Genomic DNA, 18,227 nt, shown 5'->3' on the forward strand with positions numbered 1-18,227 from the left:
TGGGGGCTAGCTGAGTGGCACCCTCGCGGGTGCTTCTCTAACACGCTCTCCTTCAGAGGACAGTGTAGGCATTGACAAACACTTCATCTTGCATTATAGTCAAGGACTTTTCCTCGTGCGGTTTCTTTGTGAGTGGTTGGATCAACGATATTTAGGGCTGGGTAAATAAAGCGGGGCGAGCAATGTAGATTGCTCGCCCCGCTTAGTTTAGGATATGGCCGTTGGATTACTCGATGGTTACGAGTGTGTCGCCATCTTGTACGGTATCGCCTTTATTGATTTGGATAGAGCTGATGACACCATCGCGGTCGGCTTTGATCTCATTCTCCATCTTCATCGCCTCGAGCACCATGATCTTTTGGCCCTTCTTGACGCTAGCACCTACACTCACTAGGATGTCGATGATGACGCCTGGAAGTGGAGACTTGATAGGTGCACCCGATGCCTTGCCACCAGCTGCAGGAGCTGCCTTTGGTGCCTCTGCTGCGGGAGCTGGCTCCTCGGCCTTTGGTGCTACTGGAGTAGCTTTTGGAGCGGCTGCCTTTGGGGTAGCTGCTGCCCATGCCTCTTGGTCAATGTCGAAGGCTCTATCTAGCTCTACCTCATAGCTATTGCCATTTACTCTCACCTCGGCTTTATCCTCTTTGATGCTTACCACGTCTACATGGTACTTCAAGCCATTTATGGTATAGTCAAATGTCTTCATATTATATGTCTGTCTATTCTCGTATTCTCTTTACTCACGACGCTATCGGGCTTATCGTCTCTCTGGTAGCTGACGCATGGTCAGCTCCTTTGATGCCCATGCTGAATTGCGAAGCTTTGCATCGTCGATAGTGATGATATTGCTCTCTCTATCGTGCGGTGTCCCAAGTGTCTCATGGAGTGCCAAAGCAATCGCTGCGTACACGTCCTGCGAGGAGGGAAGTTTGATATTCATAATCTTTTCCTCTTTACTGGTGAAACTTCTTATAGTGGGATGTTATCGTGCTTCTTAGCAGGAAGGGTGAGCTTCTTATTCTGCAATTGCTTGAGGGCACGAATGACACGGAAGCGGGTGTTGCGTGGTTCAATCACGTCATCGATATAGCCGTAAGAAGCTGCGTTGTATGGATTGGCAAATGCCTTGCGGTACTCTGCCTCCTTTTCAATCGCCTTAGCTGCTGGATCCTCAGCCTCTTTCACTTCCTTAGCAAATACCACCTCTACGGCACCGCTTGGGCCCATCACTGCGATCTCGGCTGTTGGCCAAGCGTAGTTGATATCGCCACGTAGGTGCTTAGAGCTCATCACAATGTAGGCACCACCGTACGCCTTACGTAGGATGCAGGTAACCTTTGGCACAGTGGCCTCACCAAATGCATAAAGTAGCTTAGCACCGTGGGTGATCACTGCGTTGTACTCCTGACCGGTACCTGGTAGGAATCCAGGAACGTCTACGAGGGTAACGAGTGGAATATTGAAGGCGTCGCAGAAACGTACGAAGCGAGCTGCCTTACGAGAGGCATTCACGTCGAGTGAACCAGCCTTGCTCTTTGGTTGGTTGGCTACGATACCTACGCTCATACCGCCCATACGTGCGAATCCGCAGATGATATTATCGGCGAAGTCTTTGTGTACCTCTAGGAACTCTCTATTATCTACGATGGCTCCAAGTACCTCGTACATATCGTAGGCCTTATTTGGGTTATCAGGGATGATATCATTGAGAACGTCCTCCATACGATCAATAGGATCGGTGCACTCTACAAGCGGTGCGGTCTCCATATTGTTGGAGGGGATGAAGCTGATCAACTTCTTGATGAGGTCGATACCCTCTAGCTCGGTAGCTACGGCAAACTGTGCTACACCGCTCTTAGAGGCGTGAACAGAAGCACCACCTAGCTCCTCTTGGGTTACATCTTCGTGGGTAACGGTCTTCACCACCTTTGGTCCGGTAAGGAACATATAGGAAGCACCCTCTACCATGATGATGAAGTCGGTAAGGGCTGGTGAATAAACGGCACCTCCAGCACATGGGCCGAAGATAGCTGAGATCTGTGGTACTACACCACTGGCAAGGATATTGCGCTCAAAGATCTCGGCATATCCTGAAAGTGCATTGACACCCTCTTGGATACGGGCACCTCCTGAATCGTTGATGCCGATTACTGGAGCACCTACGCGCATCGCCATATCTTGGATCTTGCAGATCTTGGCAGCGTGCATCTCACCCAGTGAGCCTGCAATGGCTGTGAAGTCTTGTGCAAAGACATAAACGAGGCGACCGTCAATGGTACCGCAACCTGTAACTACACCATCGCCGAGGACTTTCTTCTTGTCCATGCCGAAGTTGGTAGAGCGGAGCTCCACAAACATATCTATCTCCTCAAAGCTTCCCTTATCGAGTAGCTGATCAATACGCTCGCGGGCGGTCATCTTGCCCTTGGCGTGCTGCTTTTCGATTCTTGCTTCGCCACCACCGAGACGTGCCTTCTGACGCATCTCGATCAGCTGCTGTAATTTATCTACTTGAGTACTCATATCTAATACTTCTATGTGATTTATTCTTCTCTGTAACTACCGCTTGTTACTTCTCCTCTGGGTGGCAGCAAAACTCGGTTAGCACCTTGCCAGTAGACTTGGGGTGTGCGAAGCCGATCATCAGACCCTCTGCACCACGGCGAGCTTGCTGGTCGATCAGTGTAACGCCCTTCTCCTTGGCCTCTTGGAGTGCCTTGTCGGTATCATCTACGCAGTAAGCGATGTGGTGGATACCCTCACCACGCTTCTCAATAAACTTAGCGATGGTGCTATCAGGGCTGGTAGGCTCTAGTAGCTCTATCTTGGTCTCGGAGTTACCTACCTTGAAGAAGGCAGTCTTTACCTTTTGGTCGGCAACCTCTTCGATGTTGTAGCACTTCCAGCCTAGTACGTTTTCGTAATAAGGACGGTGCTCTTCGATGCTCTTTACAGCAATCCCTAGATGCTCAATGTGTGAGATGTTCATACTAATTTCCTAATGTTATATGTTAATATTATGTTTATCCTCCTTGAAAAAGCTAATCTGCCTACTGGGTTGATACAGTATTAGCGACCTTATCGCAAATATAGACTTTATTCTGTAAATAGCCACACAATTAGGGCAATTATTTAGGGGTTACGCATTAGGAAGGTCTTGCCGTAGGGCATTCATAGGTGTGTCTATAGGGAAGGACCCCGGCTGAGGGGTCCGACGGATCCTAGCCCCCGTGTCGGAGGGGGCAAGCCCCCGAACGACCGGGGGATTAACGATCATCCACCGCCCATCCCACGACCCCTTGCGGGTCGGACAACCTTCTCTAGGATTAATTTTATGTCCGAGATCATATTGTCCGACCCGCAAGGGGTCGTAAGGTGGGGAGGGGCTTCAAAACCCCCGAGTCGTTCGAGGCATTCGCCTCTCCGACTCGGGGCTAGGATCCGTCTGACCTCCCACGAGGGGAGGTCATTCATGGTAAGACTCTTTCTAATGCGTAACCCCTTGGCAATTATTTATCTCACATGCCCCAAAAGAAACCGAGCCGATACACTCATGGGAGTATATCGGCTCGGTTTAAATCTATAAAGGTTGCTTATTTCTTCAGCTCTAGAGCTTGGAGAAGCTTCATAGCTTCTGGCAGGCTGGCTGAGTTTGGATACTTATCGACAACGGCTTGATAGCTAGCCTTGGCATTGGCGGTCTGCCCTAGTGCCTCATAGGCAATACCTGCTTTGATGAGGTAGATAGGGGATAGCAAACCGTTATCGGCCTTCTTAGCTGCCTCCTCGAAGTACTTAATGCCCTCGGCGGTCTTATCAAGATTGACGTAGCAATCACCGATCAAGCCGTAAAGGCTAGGATTGGCCATGGAGTCTTTGCTCTTGAACTTCTTGAGGTGGTTGATTGCCTCATCGTACTGCCCTAGATTGTATAGGCAGATACCGGCATAAGCCTCTGCGAGGTTAGCACTTGTGGTACCACCATACTGATCGATCACCTCTAGGAAGCCTAGTACATCGGCACCATTTCCATTGAGTGCAATCTCGAATGAGTCGCGATCAAAGTACTGCTCTGCCTTGTAGATGGCCTCTTGTGCTTTGCTAGCTCGGGGAGCCTTGTAGAGATTCTTGTAGGCAATGATACCGCCAATCACGGCGAGTAGCACTACTACTGCTATGATCAGGGTGTTGCGATTCTTGCGGATAAATTCGTCCGACTTATTGATCACCTCAATGGCACCCTCTTCAATCTTTTCAGTGGCATCAGGCCTATCTTGCTTCTTATTGCTCATATCTTATTCTGTATAACTTGGTTAGAAACCCTAAAGATTGTGCAAATCTACATAATTATTAAGAATTGACCAATAATCGGGTGGTTATTCATTAATTACTCGGGTACCAATAGGCAGTCCCTCTACTAGAAGCTTAGTGAGATTGCCAGGTGTATCCATATCGAAGACCACGATGGGCTGATTATTCTCCATGCACATGGTGGTGGCGGTAAGGTCCATCACCTTGAGGTGGCGGCGGAGAATCTCTTGATAGGTGATCTCCTCAAAGCGTGTGGCGGTAGGGTCTTTCTCGGGGTCGGCGGTGTAGATGCCATCGACGCGGGTGCCCTTGAGCATCGCATCGGTCTCGAGCTCTATCGCACGAAGTGAGGAGCCGGTATCGGTGGTAAAGTAGGGATTCCCGGTACCGCCTGAGCAGATGGCTACCTTGCCACTCTCTAGTGCCTCAATAGCATCCCACTTATTATAGTGCTTGCCGATGGGGCTCATAGGGGTGGCGGTGAAGACTACATTCTTCTGCCCCTCAGCCTCTAGGGCGGAGCTAAGAGCTAGGCTATTAATGACGGTGGCCAGCATGCCCATCTGGTCGCCTTTGACGCGGTCAAACCCTTTGGTGGCGCCGCTCAGGCCCCTAAAGATGTTGCCACCACCAATCACGATGGCTACCTGCACCCCACTCTGCACCACTTTGGTGATCTCACTTGCATACTCCTGTAGGCGAACTGGATCAATGCCGTAGCCCTGTGCCCCTTGGAGCGACTCGCCACTCAGCTTGAGTAGCACTCTTCTGTATCTCTTCATCTTTTTCACTTTTATCTAGCTGTGATTATCTGCCACAAACTTAATCATTATTTCAGAAACTCCCTCCCCTCTACATACTAGCATTTTAGCCCATAACTAACTTCAGATGATTCAAGCACTTGTTTATTTGTAACAAATATGTTACCTTTGCAGTGTCAGATTAAGACGGCGTTCATTTACCATTATTTCATTATTATGAAGTTTTCAGAGTTTTACAAGATTCTTGAAAAGAATGGGTGGAAAAGGAGCGAGGGCAAAAAGCACGCTATCTACACTCATCCTGACTTTGACTACTTCATACCTGTAGACAGACATCCTTCTAAAGAGATACCAATAGGCACTCTCAATAAGATGATGAAAGATGCAGGACTGAAGTAGGAAATGAAGTCCTCCCCTCGCAACAGCGAGGGGACTTAATCTGACTAAACAATCGGAAAGGAGGTAGATATGAAAAAGAAAGTATTGGCAATTATTGAGAAAGGCGAAGACGGAGGGTATTCAATTTATGCCAAAGACCTCAATGGGGTGTATGGATTTGGGCTCAATGAAAAGGAGGCCAAAGAGGATTTTGCAGAGGTTCTCTCAGAACAGATCGAGTTTATGCAACAAAGGACTGGCAACAAGTCGGAATTCAGTGCAAAAGATATTGAGTACAAATACGACTTCACTGGCTTTTTTAAGTCCTTTCCCTACTTCAATATTAGCGAGCTAGCAAAGGAGTTAGGGGTGAACTCCTCACTACTTAGAAGGTATAAGACAGGCTCTGCACAAGCCTCTGAAAAGCAAAAGGAGAGGATACAGGAGTGTTTTGATGAGATGTTAAAGAAGCTCCAAGCCGTAAAGTTTTAGTCCAGCATTTTTTACAGCCCTCTTATTATTAAGCACTTTTTGCTGACCACGTCCCTAGTTGCGAGGCGGGGCGGACTCTTCCTCGTGAGGAGAGGAAGTATAAATATTGGGGTGAGATTATTGTAAATCATCAAAATAGTGTACCTTTGCAACGTCAAACTTAAAGGATTAAGTTGAACACATTTATTAATGAAAGAAGAAAGATGAAAAAGATTAGTTTACTACTTGTAGCAACTGCTACATTATTCCTTGCCTCTTGCTCTAGCAAGGAGTCTAAGACAACCGAGCAAGAAGAGGCTACTCAAACCGAGGTGACCGAAGAGGTAGCTACACCTGCATACGTAGGCACTTACGAGGGAACCCTCCCTGCAGCCGACGCAGCTGGCTTTAAGACTACCCTTACTATCAATGCGGATATGACTTACCAACTTACTCAAGTAGCTGAAGGTGGTAAGGAGGAGAACAAGACTGAGGAGAGCGGTACTTACAATCTCCTCGAGAATGACGTACTTGAGCTGATCACTCCTTCTACTGGTGCTAAGACCTACTACAAGGTGCTTGATAACTCTGTAGCACTCGTATCTGATGCTACTGGCACTCTTGCTGAGGGCGAGCTTGCTGATAAGTATATCCTTAATAAGGTAGTTCTATAATCAGTAGCTATTTACCAGAAAAATAGAGAGTGGGCTAGATACCAACCGGTGTCTAGCCCACTCTCTTTATCTCTGCAACTACACGTATAAGTTAGATGAGCTGCTCCCACTCGGACATTGCCTTTTGGAGGGCTTTGGAGGTGGTATCGTAGTCGGTGAGGAGCTGGGGGGTTGATTGGTGAGATAGTTGTTCCTCAATAGAGGCGAGTTGCTCTTCTAGCTGGGTGATGGTTGCCTCAATCCGCTCCAATTGTTGTTGCTGGCGTCGTTCCTCTCTCTGCTGTGCCTTTTGCTGTTCGTAATCAAGGCGCCCCTCACTCTTTTCGAGGGGTTGATTGCTCTGAGTAGGGGCTTCTTCGCCCACGGCATTGGCTTGTAGCTTACGGATATACTCCTGCATTCCGCCGAGGTGATTGACCACTCCGCCCTCCTTAAATTCAAAGACCTTATCCACCAGACCATCAAGGAAGTCTCGGTCGTGGCTAACGATCAGCACCGTGCCATCGTAGTTTTGAATCGCCTCCTTGAGCACCGCCTTACTAGAGAGGTCGAGGTGATTAGTCGGCTCATCAAGGATGAGGAAGTTAGAAGGGCTAAGCAGCAGACGGATCATCGCCAGTCGGCTCCGCTCTCCTCCGCTCAGCACCTCCACCTTCTTCTCAGAAATCTCTCCGCCAAACATAAAGGCGCCGAGGATGTTATTGATCTGTAGTCGGATGTCCCCTACTGCCACTCGGTCGATGGTCTCGTGGATCGTAAGATGAGGATCCAGCAGGGAGGCTTGGTTCTGTGCAAAGTAAGCGGTCTCCACCTGATGTCCCAGCTTCAGCTCCCCTTCGTGTGGTATCTCGCCCATCACCGCCCGCACAAAGGTGGTCTTGCCACTTCCATTCTTTCCCACAAGTGCGATCTTATCGCCCCGCTCTATGGTGAGGTCAATATCGTGCAGCACTCTGTGACTACCGTAGGCGACCGATAGCTCCTTAGTGATTAAAGGGTAAGCGCCACTCGACACCGCCATAGGGAAGCGGAAGTGTATCGCACGGTGGTCAAGCTCCTCCACCTCAATTCGCTCCACCTTCTCTAACTGCTTGATGCGCGACTGCACTTGCACCGCCTTGGTGGCTTTGTAACGAAAACGCTCAATAAACTCCTCGGTATCCTTGATCATCTTCTGCTGATTTTCGTATGCTCGGAGTTGTTGTTGGTACCGCTCCTCTCGTAGCTCTTCATAGTGCGAGAAGTTGGTCTTGTAGTCGTACGCTTTCCCGAGGGAGAGCTCCACAGTGCGGGTGGTGGTATTATCCAGAAAGCGGCGGTCGTGGCTCACCATTATCACCGCGGCACTACTTCGCTTGAGAAACTCCTCCAGCCAGACGATCGACTCCATATCGAGGTGGTTGGTCGGCTCATCGAGGAGAAGTAGGTCGGGCCGTCCGAGGAGGATCTTCGCCAACTCAATACGCATTCGCCAGCCACCACTAAATTCACTCGTTGGGCGGTCGAAGTCGCTTGGTTCAAAGCCCAACCCCTTGAGCGTCTGCTCTATCTGTGCGTCCTGCTCCTGAGGAGCATAGAGTGCCAATAGCTCTGTATGATTGGCGAGCCGCTGCACCAGCTCCATATAGCCATCTGAGTCGTAATCGGTTCGCTCCGCTAGCTCTTGGGTGAGCCGGTCGACACTCTTCTGTATTTTCAATTCCTTATCAAAGGCGAGGCGTGCCTCCTCACGCACCGTATGCCCATCCTGAGTCAGTAGGTGCTGTGGTAGGTAGCCGATCGCCATATCGGTAGGATAGGAGAGAGCCCCTTCTGAGGGCTCTCTCTTGCCTGCTATAATATTGAGTAGGGTAGTCTTTCCTGCCCCATTGCGTCCCGTGAGGGCGATACGCTCCTTCGGATTTACCTGTAGAGAAACCTCCGAAAAGAGTTTATCTGCCCCAAAGGAGACGCCTACATTATTCAGTGCTAGCATCTAGTCTCCTTATGGTCTTGTAATCTTAACAAGTTCAGTAGTCATTACCTGACCCATAGTAGTCATCTCGGTTTTCACCACACCCTTATTGGGCACCACCCAAGTGATTTGCTTATTCTCCTGAGTTTGGTTCATCCCCATTGCCTGAGTGGTGGTCTTTACCTCCTGCTCCACCTTGATGCTCTTGAAAGTACCGGCTGGAGTGGTCACCTCTTCGTCTACAGCAGTGATCTCATTCCGAGTTATCTCAGTGATGACGTTTAGATCCATCCCTTGTACCTTAGCGGTGATGGTAGCCTTGGTCAGAGGTAGCTTATCCCCTACTTTGCCTTGGAGTGGAGTAAAGCCAGCATCGCCATCAAAGGTCATATCAATATTTGAGCCCATACCAGCCTGCTCCATAGTAGCCTTGCTCTGAGCCAAGAGACTTTCCACACTATATTGGATCTTACCATCTGCAAAGGTAAGGGCATTTTCCATGGTCATTGGCTGCTTCATGCCAGGCACCTTGGTGACCACTTCGTAGGTGATGACGTTGCCCTCCACCTTTTTCAGTGTCTGAGTAACCGTAGAGGTACCCATCAGTTTATTCGACATCTCGTACTCATATACCGTGCCCACAGGGTCATTATCATAGTACTGTGCGTAGCTAGCGGTAAGGGTAGTAAGGGCTAAAACAAGTGTTGCTATTATCTTCTTCATAAGTTTGTTGTAGCAAATAAAGGTCGGGGGGTCTCTTGTGGAAGTCCCCCGACTCTTAGTGGATAATTATATGGTCTCAGTATTCTCTTCTGTCTGTACGCTATTGGCATTAGGCGTGATGAGCTTGTACCCCTTGCCGTGCTTATTCTGAATCTCCACACGCTCATCTTGAGCCAAGTGCTTACGTAGCTTGGTGATATAGACATCCATACTACGGGCATTGAAGTAGCTATCCTCACCCCAGATGGTTTTGAGGGCATAGTTACGCTCCATCAAGTCATTAGCGTGCATACAGAGGAGCGTCAGCAGATCGGTCTCCTTAGTGGTGAGTCGCTTTGGCTCCTCATCTCTGAAGGTAAGCATCTGCTTCTGCGTATCAAATACGAAGTCGCCGATATTGTAAAATGCTACTGGCTCTGGCTTCTTGCCCTGTACCCTGCGGAGTACCGCATCAATACGCATAGTGAGCTCAGCGGTATTGAATGGCTTCTTGAGGTAGTCATCAGCACCGAGCTTAAATCCCTGCTCTACATCCTCGCTCAGGGTCTTTGCGGTGAGGAAGATGATGGGTAGTGACTCGTTTTTGCTCTTGATCTTTTGTGCTAGCTCAAACCCATCCATCTTGGGCATCATCACGTCTAGGACGCAGATATTCCAGTGGTCTGGTTGTTCCTCAAAAGCCTCCCAACCGGCCTGTCCATCTTGGAAAAGATCGGTTTGGTACCCCTTGGTATTTAGAAACTCGCTGAGTAGAGGACCCAGGTTTTCGTCGTCCTCACATAGAAATACTCTTACTACGTCTTCCATCATAATCTTTATTCTTTAATTGGTAATGTAATAATAAACTTAGTTCCCTTGCCTAGCTCGCTCTCCACAGCTATCTTCCCGTGGTGTAGCGAGATGATATGCTGCACATAGGCCAGCCCTAGGCCGTATCCTTTGACATCGTGCCGATTGCCCGTCGGCACGCGGTAGAAGCGGTCAAATATCTTCTTGGCATGCTCCTTTTTCATTCCGATGCCATTATCTTGGATATATATCTTTACGTTTTTAGCATCGTTACTGGTACCCACTGTAAGGTGAGGTGGTCGCTCAATACTTCGGTACTTGATCGCGTTATCGAGGAGGTTGAAGATGATATTGGTGAGGTGCATCTCATCGCCCTCTACAGTGGCCTGCTCTGCCCCTAGGTCCACATCAATCTCTCCCTCGTAGCTCTCCACTTTGAGGCTAAATATATTGGTAACATTGAGGAGAAGCTCCTCCATATCTATTTCCTTCAACTTTAGCTTTACCTTATCGCGGTCGAAGAAAGACATCTGTAGCACCTTATCAATCAGCAACTCCAGTCGCTGACTCTCCGCCATGATACTTGAGATCCACTTCTGTCGGCGCTCGGGAGAGGTCTCCGCCTGGTCTGCGGAGAGCATCTGGCTCGCCACCATAATGGTGCTGACAGGCGTCTTCAGCTCGTGCGTCATATTATTGACAAAGTCCTTACGCAGCTCCTCTAGCTTCTTCTGCCTTACCAGTGAAACAATGGTAATCGTAAACACCACAAAGAGTAGCAGCGTAAAGCCCGCCGAAGGGATAATAAACTCATACGAACTAGAGATAAGCTGCCGCTTCCCCGGGATATAGAGCTTCACAAAATACATGTGTGAGGGGTGGTCATTGGGGAATAGCACCTGCGTGTAAGTGGCATCGGCATCATCGGCCGGTATCTTGCCACTGCTGTAGTACGCCCGATGATTATTATCCACCAACTCATAGATGTAAGGCAGTGTAATGCCGTTATTGGTGAGGTAGTAGCTAAGGAGCAGGTCCAGATCTTTCTCCGAAATACGCTCGTAGATAGGGGCTGGATTATTGTCGCGCACCGACTCTATGGCGAGCTGAATCACCATCTCACGCACCTCGCTATACCGCTCCGTGAAGGCCTTCATCAGTTCCCGAGAAGCCTCCTGAATCCTATCGGGGCTCTGCTTCTTGGCTATCCTCAGAGGGTCTTGGGGCAATTGGTCCAAGCCGAAACGCAGGCTATCAATCTGTAGTTGCTTGTTTTTCTCCTTCAGGTTGTTCTCTAGCGAAAGAAGGCTCGACGAAGTGGAGAAGCCAAGGCGATCCGAAACCAGACGTGACATCTCGTCGCGCTCCACATCCTGACTTACCGAAGAGAGTGCCTGACGTACACGACTATCAAACTGCTCATTTCGGAAGCGGTAGACCACGTCAACATAATTGAGTTGCATCAGTAGCAACCCAATCAGGGCTAGTGCCATAGCCACAACGATTAACCAAAGCGTCCACTTCTTCATAACGTGAGCAAGGTACGCATTATTCTCTTTGTATTAACAAAAAGAACGTTAAATATTTAAGGCGTAAATGTTAATTAAAGCAGACAACTAAGGCAGTAACCCTATGGCAATAGGGTAGTTACACTCATTTAGAGCGTGCGAGTGCCCCACGAGCCACGGTCGAGCTTGCGGTAGTTGATCGCCTCCCCGATATGCTGGATCGTGATATCTGGCGAGGCATCGAGGTCGGCAATGGTACGGGAAACCTTTAGAATACGGTCATACGCTCTAGCGGAGAGCTTAAACCGCTCCATCGCCTGCTTCAGTTGCATCAACCCATTGGCATCCACATGGACAAACTCCTGCATCATCGCTGGGGTCATCTGCGCATTGGTATAGATCCCCGGCATCCCTTTGAACCGCTCCTTCTGTATCGCTCTCGCCTTCATCACCCGCTCACGGATCGCTTCACTCGGCTCACCACGCTGCTTACTCGATAGCATCTCAAAGGGCACTGGCAGTATCTCCACCTGAATATCGATTCGATCGAGCAGCGGGCCAGAGATCCGACCGAGATAACCCTTCACTTGAGCCTCCGTGCAAGTGCACTCCTTGAAAGGGTTGTTGTAGTGACCGCAAGGACAAGGGTTCATTGAGGCCACCAGCATAAAGGAGGCGGGGAAAGTGACCGTCTGCCGAGCCCTTGATACGGTGATCTGTCGGTCCTCAAGTGGCTGACGTAGCACCTCCAATACATTACGGGCAAACTCAGGTAGCTCATCGAGGAAAAGCACCCCATTGTGGGCAAGAGAGATCTCACCTGGCTTGGGATAAGAGCCCCCGCCTACCAGAGCCACATTAGATGTACTATGGTGGGGTGCCCTGAATGGTCGCTCCCGCATCAGTGCGATGTGCGTTGGCAACGTTCCCGCCACCGAGTGAATCATGGTGGTCTCCTGCGCCTCCTCCTTAGTGAAAGGGGGTAGGATGCTTGGCACCCGCTTAGCCATCATCGACTTACCACTCCCTGGAGGGCCTACCATAATGATATTGTGCTGACCACTAGCAGCCACCTCAATCGCACGCTTCACCATCTCCTGCCCCTTTACCTCTGCAAAGTCGGCATAGTGCAGAAGCGGGTGATGAAAGATCTCCTCCTCATCGTATAAGTACTCCTTCAGCACCGAGCTTCCCTGCGAGAGATAGTCTACCACCTCAGCAAGTCGCTCGGCACCAAACACCCGTATTCCCTCTATCACAGAGGCCTCCTTGGCATTGGCTCGTGGCACAATGATATTCTTAAACCCTTGCCGCTTCGCCATAATGGTCATCGGTAGCACTCCATGAATTGGCCGAAGGGCACCATCCAGTGCCAACTCACCCATAATCATCGTATCAGCAAGTCGCTCCGTAGGGAGCTTCTCACTCAGCGAGAGGATCGCAATAGCTAGGGGAAGGTCGTAGGCAGCCCCCTCCTTCTTGAGGTCGGCCGGTGCCATATTGATGATGTAGCGATGCTCCTGATAGGTATATCCACTCTCGGCGATGGCAGCTTGGATACGTTGGTGGCTCTCCTTTACCGCCGTATCGGGCAATCCCACCAACATAAACTTAGTGCCACTACTGATCTGTGCTTCGATCGTCACCTTACACGCCTCAATACCACTGACTGCTGCTCCATACACCTTGACCAGTGCACGCTCCACCGAGGTCTCCTCCCACAGCACGCTATCATCCATCATTTACTTCTTTTGTTGTTTAATATAGTTGATCAGACTATCAGGGTTACTCCAGCTACGCTCTATATTTTGTAGGCTATCCACCACCATAAAGGTTGGTAGCTCATCGATGGACTGCTCCTTCAGAAAAGTCTGCGACTGCCCGATGCTATCAATGAGGAAGTATTGCTTCGTCCCCTTGCTTTTCGTCTTCAAGCTCTTGGGGAGAGAGTCATTGAGCAGCACGCTATAGCTAGACACACCTAGGCTATCGAGTAGATGAAAGTACCGCTTTTGCTTGGCAAATAGGGCAGAGTCCTGTGGCGATAGCTCCATAATATTAAGGGCGACGAATCGATTTTTCCCCACAAAATCCTTGAAGTTGACCCGATCCTTCATTCCACTGACCACAAAAGAATAAGGAACTACTGGACCTCTATTCCAACTATTATCACCAGCCATTCTCCAACCCAAAAGCCCAGCAAGATCATACTGGTCTCTAGCCAATTGAGCAAAGAGACTCCACCAAGTCTGATCATTCTTCCCACTTTGGTATTGCTCCATACCATCCTCCACCAGGAGGAGCGTAGGCGATTCCTTACTGTGGGCACTCAGGAAGTCCAAGAGTTGCTCCTCGCTTTTCTCCCTCTCTGCGTACCACTCCTTCAGCAAAGACTCATAGAGTAGACCCTTCAGCGACAACTCTTTATCGCTGATATTAGCAGAATAAGTCTCGGCATCACGGTCGGGAAATAGGGGGAGTTGCAGGCGTCCCTCTCCATTCCTCAAGAGGAAAAGGTCAATCGTATCTAGATCAAAGACCTCATGATAGCTAACCTTACCCTTCGGGCTCACTTCCAAGGTATCCATAGTGATGCTCTGGGCACCGTAGACCAGCAGGTACCAAGGCCCCGACTCGCTATCTTGATGGCTTGCCACAATCTTGACTGGCCTTACCGACTCACTCTTATGTCCCCTTCCACAGCCACAAAATAGCAGGGCTACAAGTAGGCATATCCCCAGGGCTCCTCTCTCTATCCTCATTACTCCTTACTATATATGATATCCTTGATGAGCGATTGATCGCTTGTGCTATAACCATAGGGCGAGAGGAGTTGTAGCTTTGCCAGCAAAGTAAGGTCAGGCGACCCACCCTTTGCCCATTGGCTTAATTGCTCTATCCCCTCCTTGCGTTGCCCCTCTGCCAAAGTAGAGAGAGCTCTCCAGAAAAGCAGTGCCCCCTCTCCACCATTAGTCGCCCGATCGAGTAGCTCCTTTGCCTCCTGAGCTTTACCAGAAAGGAGCAACAACTCCACAATGATTGAAAGGCTCTTGGCGTTTTTGCCATCGGAGAGATAGTGCGCTTTGTAGGCCGCCTTCATCGCCTCCTCATTTCGTCCCGACTGATAAAGTAGCTCAGCACGTAGCAAGGGAAGCCGATAGCTCTCCACCTGCTCCTCACTCGTCTCCAGCCACTTAATCGCCTCGCCCCTACGACCAAGCTTAATGAGCAGTTCGGCTATCTTACTCGCCGTAATAGCTGTTGGTCCCTCCAGTTCCACCGCCTTTTGCAGCTGCTGCAGTGCCCCCTCGTGGTCGTTACGCATAATACTTGCCACCGACATTCCTCGCCACACCTCGGCAGTATTGGTCAGATAGTCCGCCACCACCCGCTCATAAGTGCGACCCGCGGCATCGTATTGCCCAAAGCCCACCATCATAGTGGCGAGCTTGAGCAACCCCTCCTCGCTAAGTAGTCCTCGCCTGGAGAGGAAGGCTCCATCAAGCAGATAGGGAGAACGAGCAAATGGGCTTACCAACGTATGCCGATGACTTGAAAGCTGGTAAAAGCGGTAGGCACTAAAGAGGAGTTCCCTCGCGCCATCTACCTCGGTAGGTGCTGGCAAAGGAGTAGCATCGGGCATCGACTGCTCTAAAATATCGGCCTCCATGCCACGAACCACCTCTCTCCATGCTGGCACCAAGGCATACGAATACATGTCAGCGCTAATCATTCTACGCCCTTGCGACATAAATGGCAGGATGCGAGTAAAGACCTCCACATTCGCTTGGTCTAGGTCGGGATACTGCTCATCAAACCTCAGAAACCAGTGGCTCATCTTACTGAAAAAGGCAAAGCCCTTGAGCCCTGTGACTAGGTGGTAAGCGGTATCTTGCTCCGCATCTTGTAGCATCTTCAATTGATCTGGCACCTTAGCCATCAGCTCCTCCATCTCCTCGAAGTGCTCCTTATCAATCGCTTTCTTCTGTAGCTCTGCTATCTGACTACTGAGTGAGCCAGTACCACTCATAGACTGCCGAAACTTATCACTGATATTCTTTAGCTCAGGCACAATCTTCTCCTCATAGGTCTTGTGGTTTTCGGTCGTCTTGTACGATATCTGCACCACCTTAAGTAGCTCTAGCAACAGCTCTTCACGAGATAAAAGAAAGGTCTCTACCTCCGCAACCAAATCGGGGTGAAGGGTACTCAACTCTGCCTGATGACGGCGACCCAAAACAAGGAGTGCTGCCATAGCGGCACCCCGCACAATAGGATCGTGATGCCCCTTTCCAAAGGCGAGGAATAGGGAGATCTTTTGCTCATCAAAATACTCCATACTCCCCACAAAAAGGGCAGAGACAATGCTCTGAGCCACAAGAGCTGGCACCTGTGTCATCTCAAGCGTATATTGCAGACGCTCACACACCGACTTAGGGAGCCGTGGTGTAGCCCAGAGGTAGTCGAAGAGTTGGTCCACCTTATCAAAGTAGCTCTGCTCCCTCTTGGATACCTCCTCCGATAGCTCATCGATTAGATGAACTATTTTCTCAGCATTGAGCTGGTAAATATTAAGCCTCTGTACGGTCTCGCAACGAGTGTCATTTGGTCGCTCCTCTTCCTCGATATGAGCCGCATTGGCACGGAGCATTTGCATCAGAGAGGTACCTATCCCCCTCAAGATCTCACTGCGCTTTGGGTCGTCCGTACCCTCCTTATAGTAGTAAGTAAGGTACTTGTAAGTCTCCTCTAGCTGCTGGATCTCTCCACTCTCCGCCAACGGTAGCGACCGCATATCTTTCTGTACCATGCCGTAGAGCCCCTCGAGCGTTTTATTCACATGCCACCGCACTCGGGGAGGGTAATACTCCTCCACTCCATATTCTGATAGAGAAATCTCTCTTTTTTTCATTCTTAAGCTCCTTTCATGATTCCCATTGGGTCCACAACTACCAACACTGCCGCCGCGAGTAGCAACAGCCCAACTAATACCATCGCTATCCTAGCGCCACCCAAACCTATCTTCTTGGGGAGGAAGCCGTAGGAGCGACTATTGAAAAACCAACGGCTACCCCTCAGCCCGACCCATAAGGCCATAAGCCCAGGGAGGACAAACATTAGCCCGAGGGCTATATAGACCAGTCCCGCTTTCGTCATTACCGTGGGTCGTAGATGAATGGCTCCTCGGCACTGAGCAGAGAGAGACGGCGGTGGTCACCCTCCATCTCAATTCTTACACGCACTACTTCGTCTTCATCTGGCAGAAAAGGCGTGAAGAGTGCTGGCCACTCCACAAAGCAGTAGTAGCCACTGTAAAGGTAGTCGGTAGCACCGATGTTTTGCAAATCATCGTGCGTCTCGAGGCGATAGGCGTCGAAGTGGTAAACAGGATCGCCACTTTCGGTGTGATACTCATTGACAATGGCGAAGGTAGGGCTACTCGTTACCTCCTCCACGCCAAGCTCTTTAGCAAGTTCCTTAATAAGCGTCGTCTTACCTGCCCCCATCGGTGCATCAAATAACCAAACAGGATGTGTGCCTAGCTCCTTCAACAGAAAACTAGCCACCTCCGGTACCTCACTGAGCTGATACTCTATGCTCTTTCCCTCGCCCCACTCTATCTGTTTAGTCCCCATATTTATCCAATATATCAATAAACAAAACTACCTATTTCCCAGCCAATAGACAAACATTACCCCGATTTGTCATTAACCTCAGCACGATATAGAGAATTACACCTGCACTTAGTCTGATAAAAAGAGAGCGGTAATGTGAGTAAAAACTGAGACCAGGTCTCCGTGATCTCTTAATTTGTACACAGGGCAAGGTCCGATGACCAAGTATAGCTCGCCCGTCCGACTTGTCTGACTTGTCTGACTCGTCCGACCTGTCCGATAAAGCAATCCCCCATCAGCACCGAACTTGTCCGATAAAGGACTTATATTAAGGAGAATAGCAGTTCATTGACACCGTCTATATATCCGACCAAAAACTGCGACCGTATCTCGCCAAAAGTTTAGATGCAACTAAGCATTTGCTTTGTTGCAACTCGTCTTTTGCTTAGTTGCATCTCGCCGATTGCTTAGTTGCAACTCAACTTTTCCCCCCTTTTCACTATGATATCCACACGCCCACGTGTATATGCAACCCCTTCGGGGTAGTGAGGTTTTGGTAACTTTGCTTCCCAAGCTTCACCTTCAGGCTCGCTTACGCTCCCCTTCAGGGGGAAGCTTGGGTTAATACACCATGAAACCCCTTCGGGGTTTTCTTGAATAGACAGGCACCCCCACAGCACCCGACTTGCCCGATAAAGGCATGGCCGCAAAAAGGACCTCGGCAGAGGTCCGTGCTAAATAGGCACAGGTCAAGGGCAAAGCCCGAAGACCTGTGTATCGGCGATACAAAACCTACCCCACGACCCCGGCCGAGGGGTCGGACAACACCTATGCAGGTCTGACCCCTCAGCCGGGGTCATGGGTAGGGGAATCCCTATCTGTACACAGGTCTTCGGCACTACGTGCCTTGACCTGTGCCTATTTAACACGGACCTCTCGGCCGGGGTCCTCACCAAAAGGATCCCTCGCGGAGGTCAATCCGGCAGATAGCCCGAAGGGCTTACACAGTCTAATAACCCAGCCTTCCCCCTCGGTAGGTAGGC

Annotated in this window: 18 protein-coding genes; 3 read left to right on the plus strand and 15 right to left on the minus strand. The window is 49.9% G+C overall.

All coding sequences use genetic code 11. From position 1 onward, the window contains the following. Nucleotides 1-226 precede the first annotated feature (226 nt). The 6 genes from HMPREF3027_RS01230 to pyrH form a co-directional block, all read right to left on the minus strand. Complete coding sequence (locus tag HMPREF3027_RS01230; protein WP_070706416.1) at nt 227-706, minus strand: acyl-CoA carboxylase biotin carboxyl carrier protein subunit; 480 nt, start codon at nt 704-706, stop codon at nt 227-229. A gap of 51 nt (nt 707-757) precedes the next feature. Then, entirely contained in the window at nt 758-940 is a 183-nt protein-coding gene (locus HMPREF3027_RS01235; RefSeq protein ID WP_021902530.1) for a hypothetical protein, read from the minus strand. A 29-nt stretch (nt 941-969) separates the two neighbouring features. Then, nucleotides 970-2,523 carry an acyl-CoA carboxylase subunit beta gene (locus HMPREF3027_RS01240; RefSeq protein ID WP_070706417.1) on the minus strand — a complete coding sequence of 518 codons (1,554 nt, stop codon included), beginning with the start codon at nt 2,521-2,523 and terminating at the stop codon, nt 970-972. Nucleotides 2,524-2,569: 46 nt separating this feature from the next. Beyond that, nucleotides 2,570-2,989 carry a methylmalonyl-CoA epimerase gene (mce, locus tag HMPREF3027_RS01245; RefSeq protein WP_018029302.1) on the minus strand — a complete coding sequence of 140 codons (420 nt, stop codon included), beginning with the start codon at nt 2,987-2,989 and terminating at the stop codon, nt 2,570-2,572. Nucleotides 2,990-3,593: 604 nt separating this feature from the next. After that, nucleotides 3,594-4,292 (minus strand): tetratricopeptide repeat protein, encoded by a 699-nt coding sequence (locus tag HMPREF3027_RS01255; RefSeq protein WP_021902501.1) that lies wholly within the window; start codon nt 4,290-4,292, stop codon nt 3,594-3,596. Nucleotides 4,293-4,376: 84 nt separating this feature from the next. Beyond that, on the minus strand, nt 4,377-5,093 hold the full coding sequence (pyrH, locus tag HMPREF3027_RS01260; protein WP_070706419.1) for a UMP kinase: 717 nt from the start codon (nt 5,091-5,093) through the stop codon (nt 4,377-4,379). A gap of 195 nt (nt 5,094-5,288) precedes the next feature. Between pyrH and HMPREF3027_RS01265 the strand changes: the two genes are divergently transcribed. The 3 genes from HMPREF3027_RS01265 (at nt 5,289) to HMPREF3027_RS01275 (ending at nt 6,595) form a co-directional block, all read left to right on the plus strand. After that, nucleotides 5,289-5,471: a type II toxin-antitoxin system HicA family toxin gene (locus HMPREF3027_RS01265; protein ID WP_070706420.1), complete on the plus strand. Its 183-nt coding sequence runs from the start codon at nt 5,289-5,291 to the stop codon at nt 5,469-5,471. Between the two features lie 69 nt (nt 5,472-5,540). Further along, on the plus strand, nt 5,541-5,942 hold the full coding sequence (locus HMPREF3027_RS01270) for a type II toxin-antitoxin system HicB family antitoxin (RefSeq protein WP_070706421.1): 402 nt from the start codon (nt 5,541-5,543) through the stop codon (nt 5,940-5,942). Between the two features lie 203 nt (nt 5,943-6,145). Beyond that, nucleotides 6,146-6,595 (plus strand): copper resistance protein NlpE, encoded by a 450-nt coding sequence (locus HMPREF3027_RS01275; protein WP_018027797.1) that lies wholly within the window; start codon nt 6,146-6,148, stop codon nt 6,593-6,595. Nucleotides 6,596-6,686: 91 nt separating this feature from the next. Here HMPREF3027_RS01275 and abc-f read toward each other — a convergent pair whose 3' ends face one another. The 9 genes from abc-f to tsaE form a co-directional block, all read right to left on the minus strand. Next, nucleotides 6,687-8,570 carry a ribosomal protection-like ABC-F family protein gene (abc-f, locus tag HMPREF3027_RS01280; RefSeq protein WP_070706422.1) on the minus strand — a complete coding sequence of 628 codons (1,884 nt, stop codon included), beginning with the start codon at nt 8,568-8,570 and terminating at the stop codon, nt 6,687-6,689. Nucleotides 8,571-8,579: 9 nt separating this feature from the next. Beyond that, complete coding sequence (locus HMPREF3027_RS01285; RefSeq protein WP_070706423.1) at nt 8,580-9,272, minus strand: TapB family protein; 693 nt, start codon at nt 9,270-9,272, stop codon at nt 8,580-8,582. 66 nt (nt 9,273-9,338) lie between these two features. Then, nucleotides 9,339-10,079: a response regulator transcription factor RprY gene (locus HMPREF3027_RS01290; RefSeq protein ID WP_070706459.1), complete on the minus strand. Its 741-nt coding sequence runs from the start codon at nt 10,077-10,079 to the stop codon at nt 9,339-9,341. A gap of 8 nt (nt 10,080-10,087) precedes the next feature. Beyond that, the gene (locus HMPREF3027_RS01295) at nt 10,088-11,590 is read right to left on the minus strand and encodes a sensor histidine kinase (RefSeq protein ID WP_070706424.1); all 1,503 of its coding nucleotides are present in this window, start codon (nt 11,588-11,590) and stop codon (nt 10,088-10,090) included. Between the two features lie 128 nt (nt 11,591-11,718). Continuing rightward, on the minus strand, nt 11,719-13,311 hold the full coding sequence (locus HMPREF3027_RS01300; protein ID WP_070706425.1) for a YifB family Mg chelatase-like AAA ATPase: 1,593 nt from the start codon (nt 13,309-13,311) through the stop codon (nt 11,719-11,721). Then, nucleotides 13,312-14,331: a hypothetical protein gene (locus HMPREF3027_RS01305; protein WP_070706426.1), complete on the minus strand. Its 1,020-nt coding sequence runs from the start codon at nt 14,329-14,331 to the stop codon at nt 13,312-13,314. Beyond that, nucleotides 14,331-16,481, minus strand: a complete 2,151-nt coding sequence (locus HMPREF3027_RS01310) for a tetratricopeptide repeat protein (RefSeq protein ID WP_070706427.1) — start codon at nt 16,479-16,481, stop codon at nt 14,331-14,333. Before HMPREF3027_RS01310 ends, HMPREF3027_RS01305 begins: the two co-directional genes overlap by 1 nt. A 2-nt stretch (nt 16,482-16,483) precedes the next feature. After that, nucleotides 16,484-16,726 (minus strand): hypothetical protein, encoded by a 243-nt coding sequence (locus HMPREF3027_RS01315; RefSeq protein ID WP_018027789.1) that lies wholly within the window; start codon nt 16,724-16,726, stop codon nt 16,484-16,486. Continuing rightward, on the minus strand, nt 16,726-17,205 hold the full coding sequence (gene tsaE / locus HMPREF3027_RS01320) for a tRNA (adenosine(37)-N6)-threonylcarbamoyltransferase complex ATPase subunit type 1 TsaE (RefSeq protein ID WP_070706428.1): 480 nt from the start codon (nt 17,203-17,205) through the stop codon (nt 16,726-16,728). The genes HMPREF3027_RS01315 and tsaE overlap by 1 nt, the downstream gene beginning before the upstream one ends. Between the last annotated feature and the right edge of the window lie 1,022 nt (nt 17,206-18,227).

It is taken from the genome of Porphyromonas sp. HMSC077F02, assembly GCF_001815465.1.
In the GTDB taxonomy this organism is placed as follows: domain Bacteria; phylum Bacteroidota; class Bacteroidia; order Bacteroidales; family Porphyromonadaceae; genus Porphyromonas_A; species Porphyromonas_A somerae.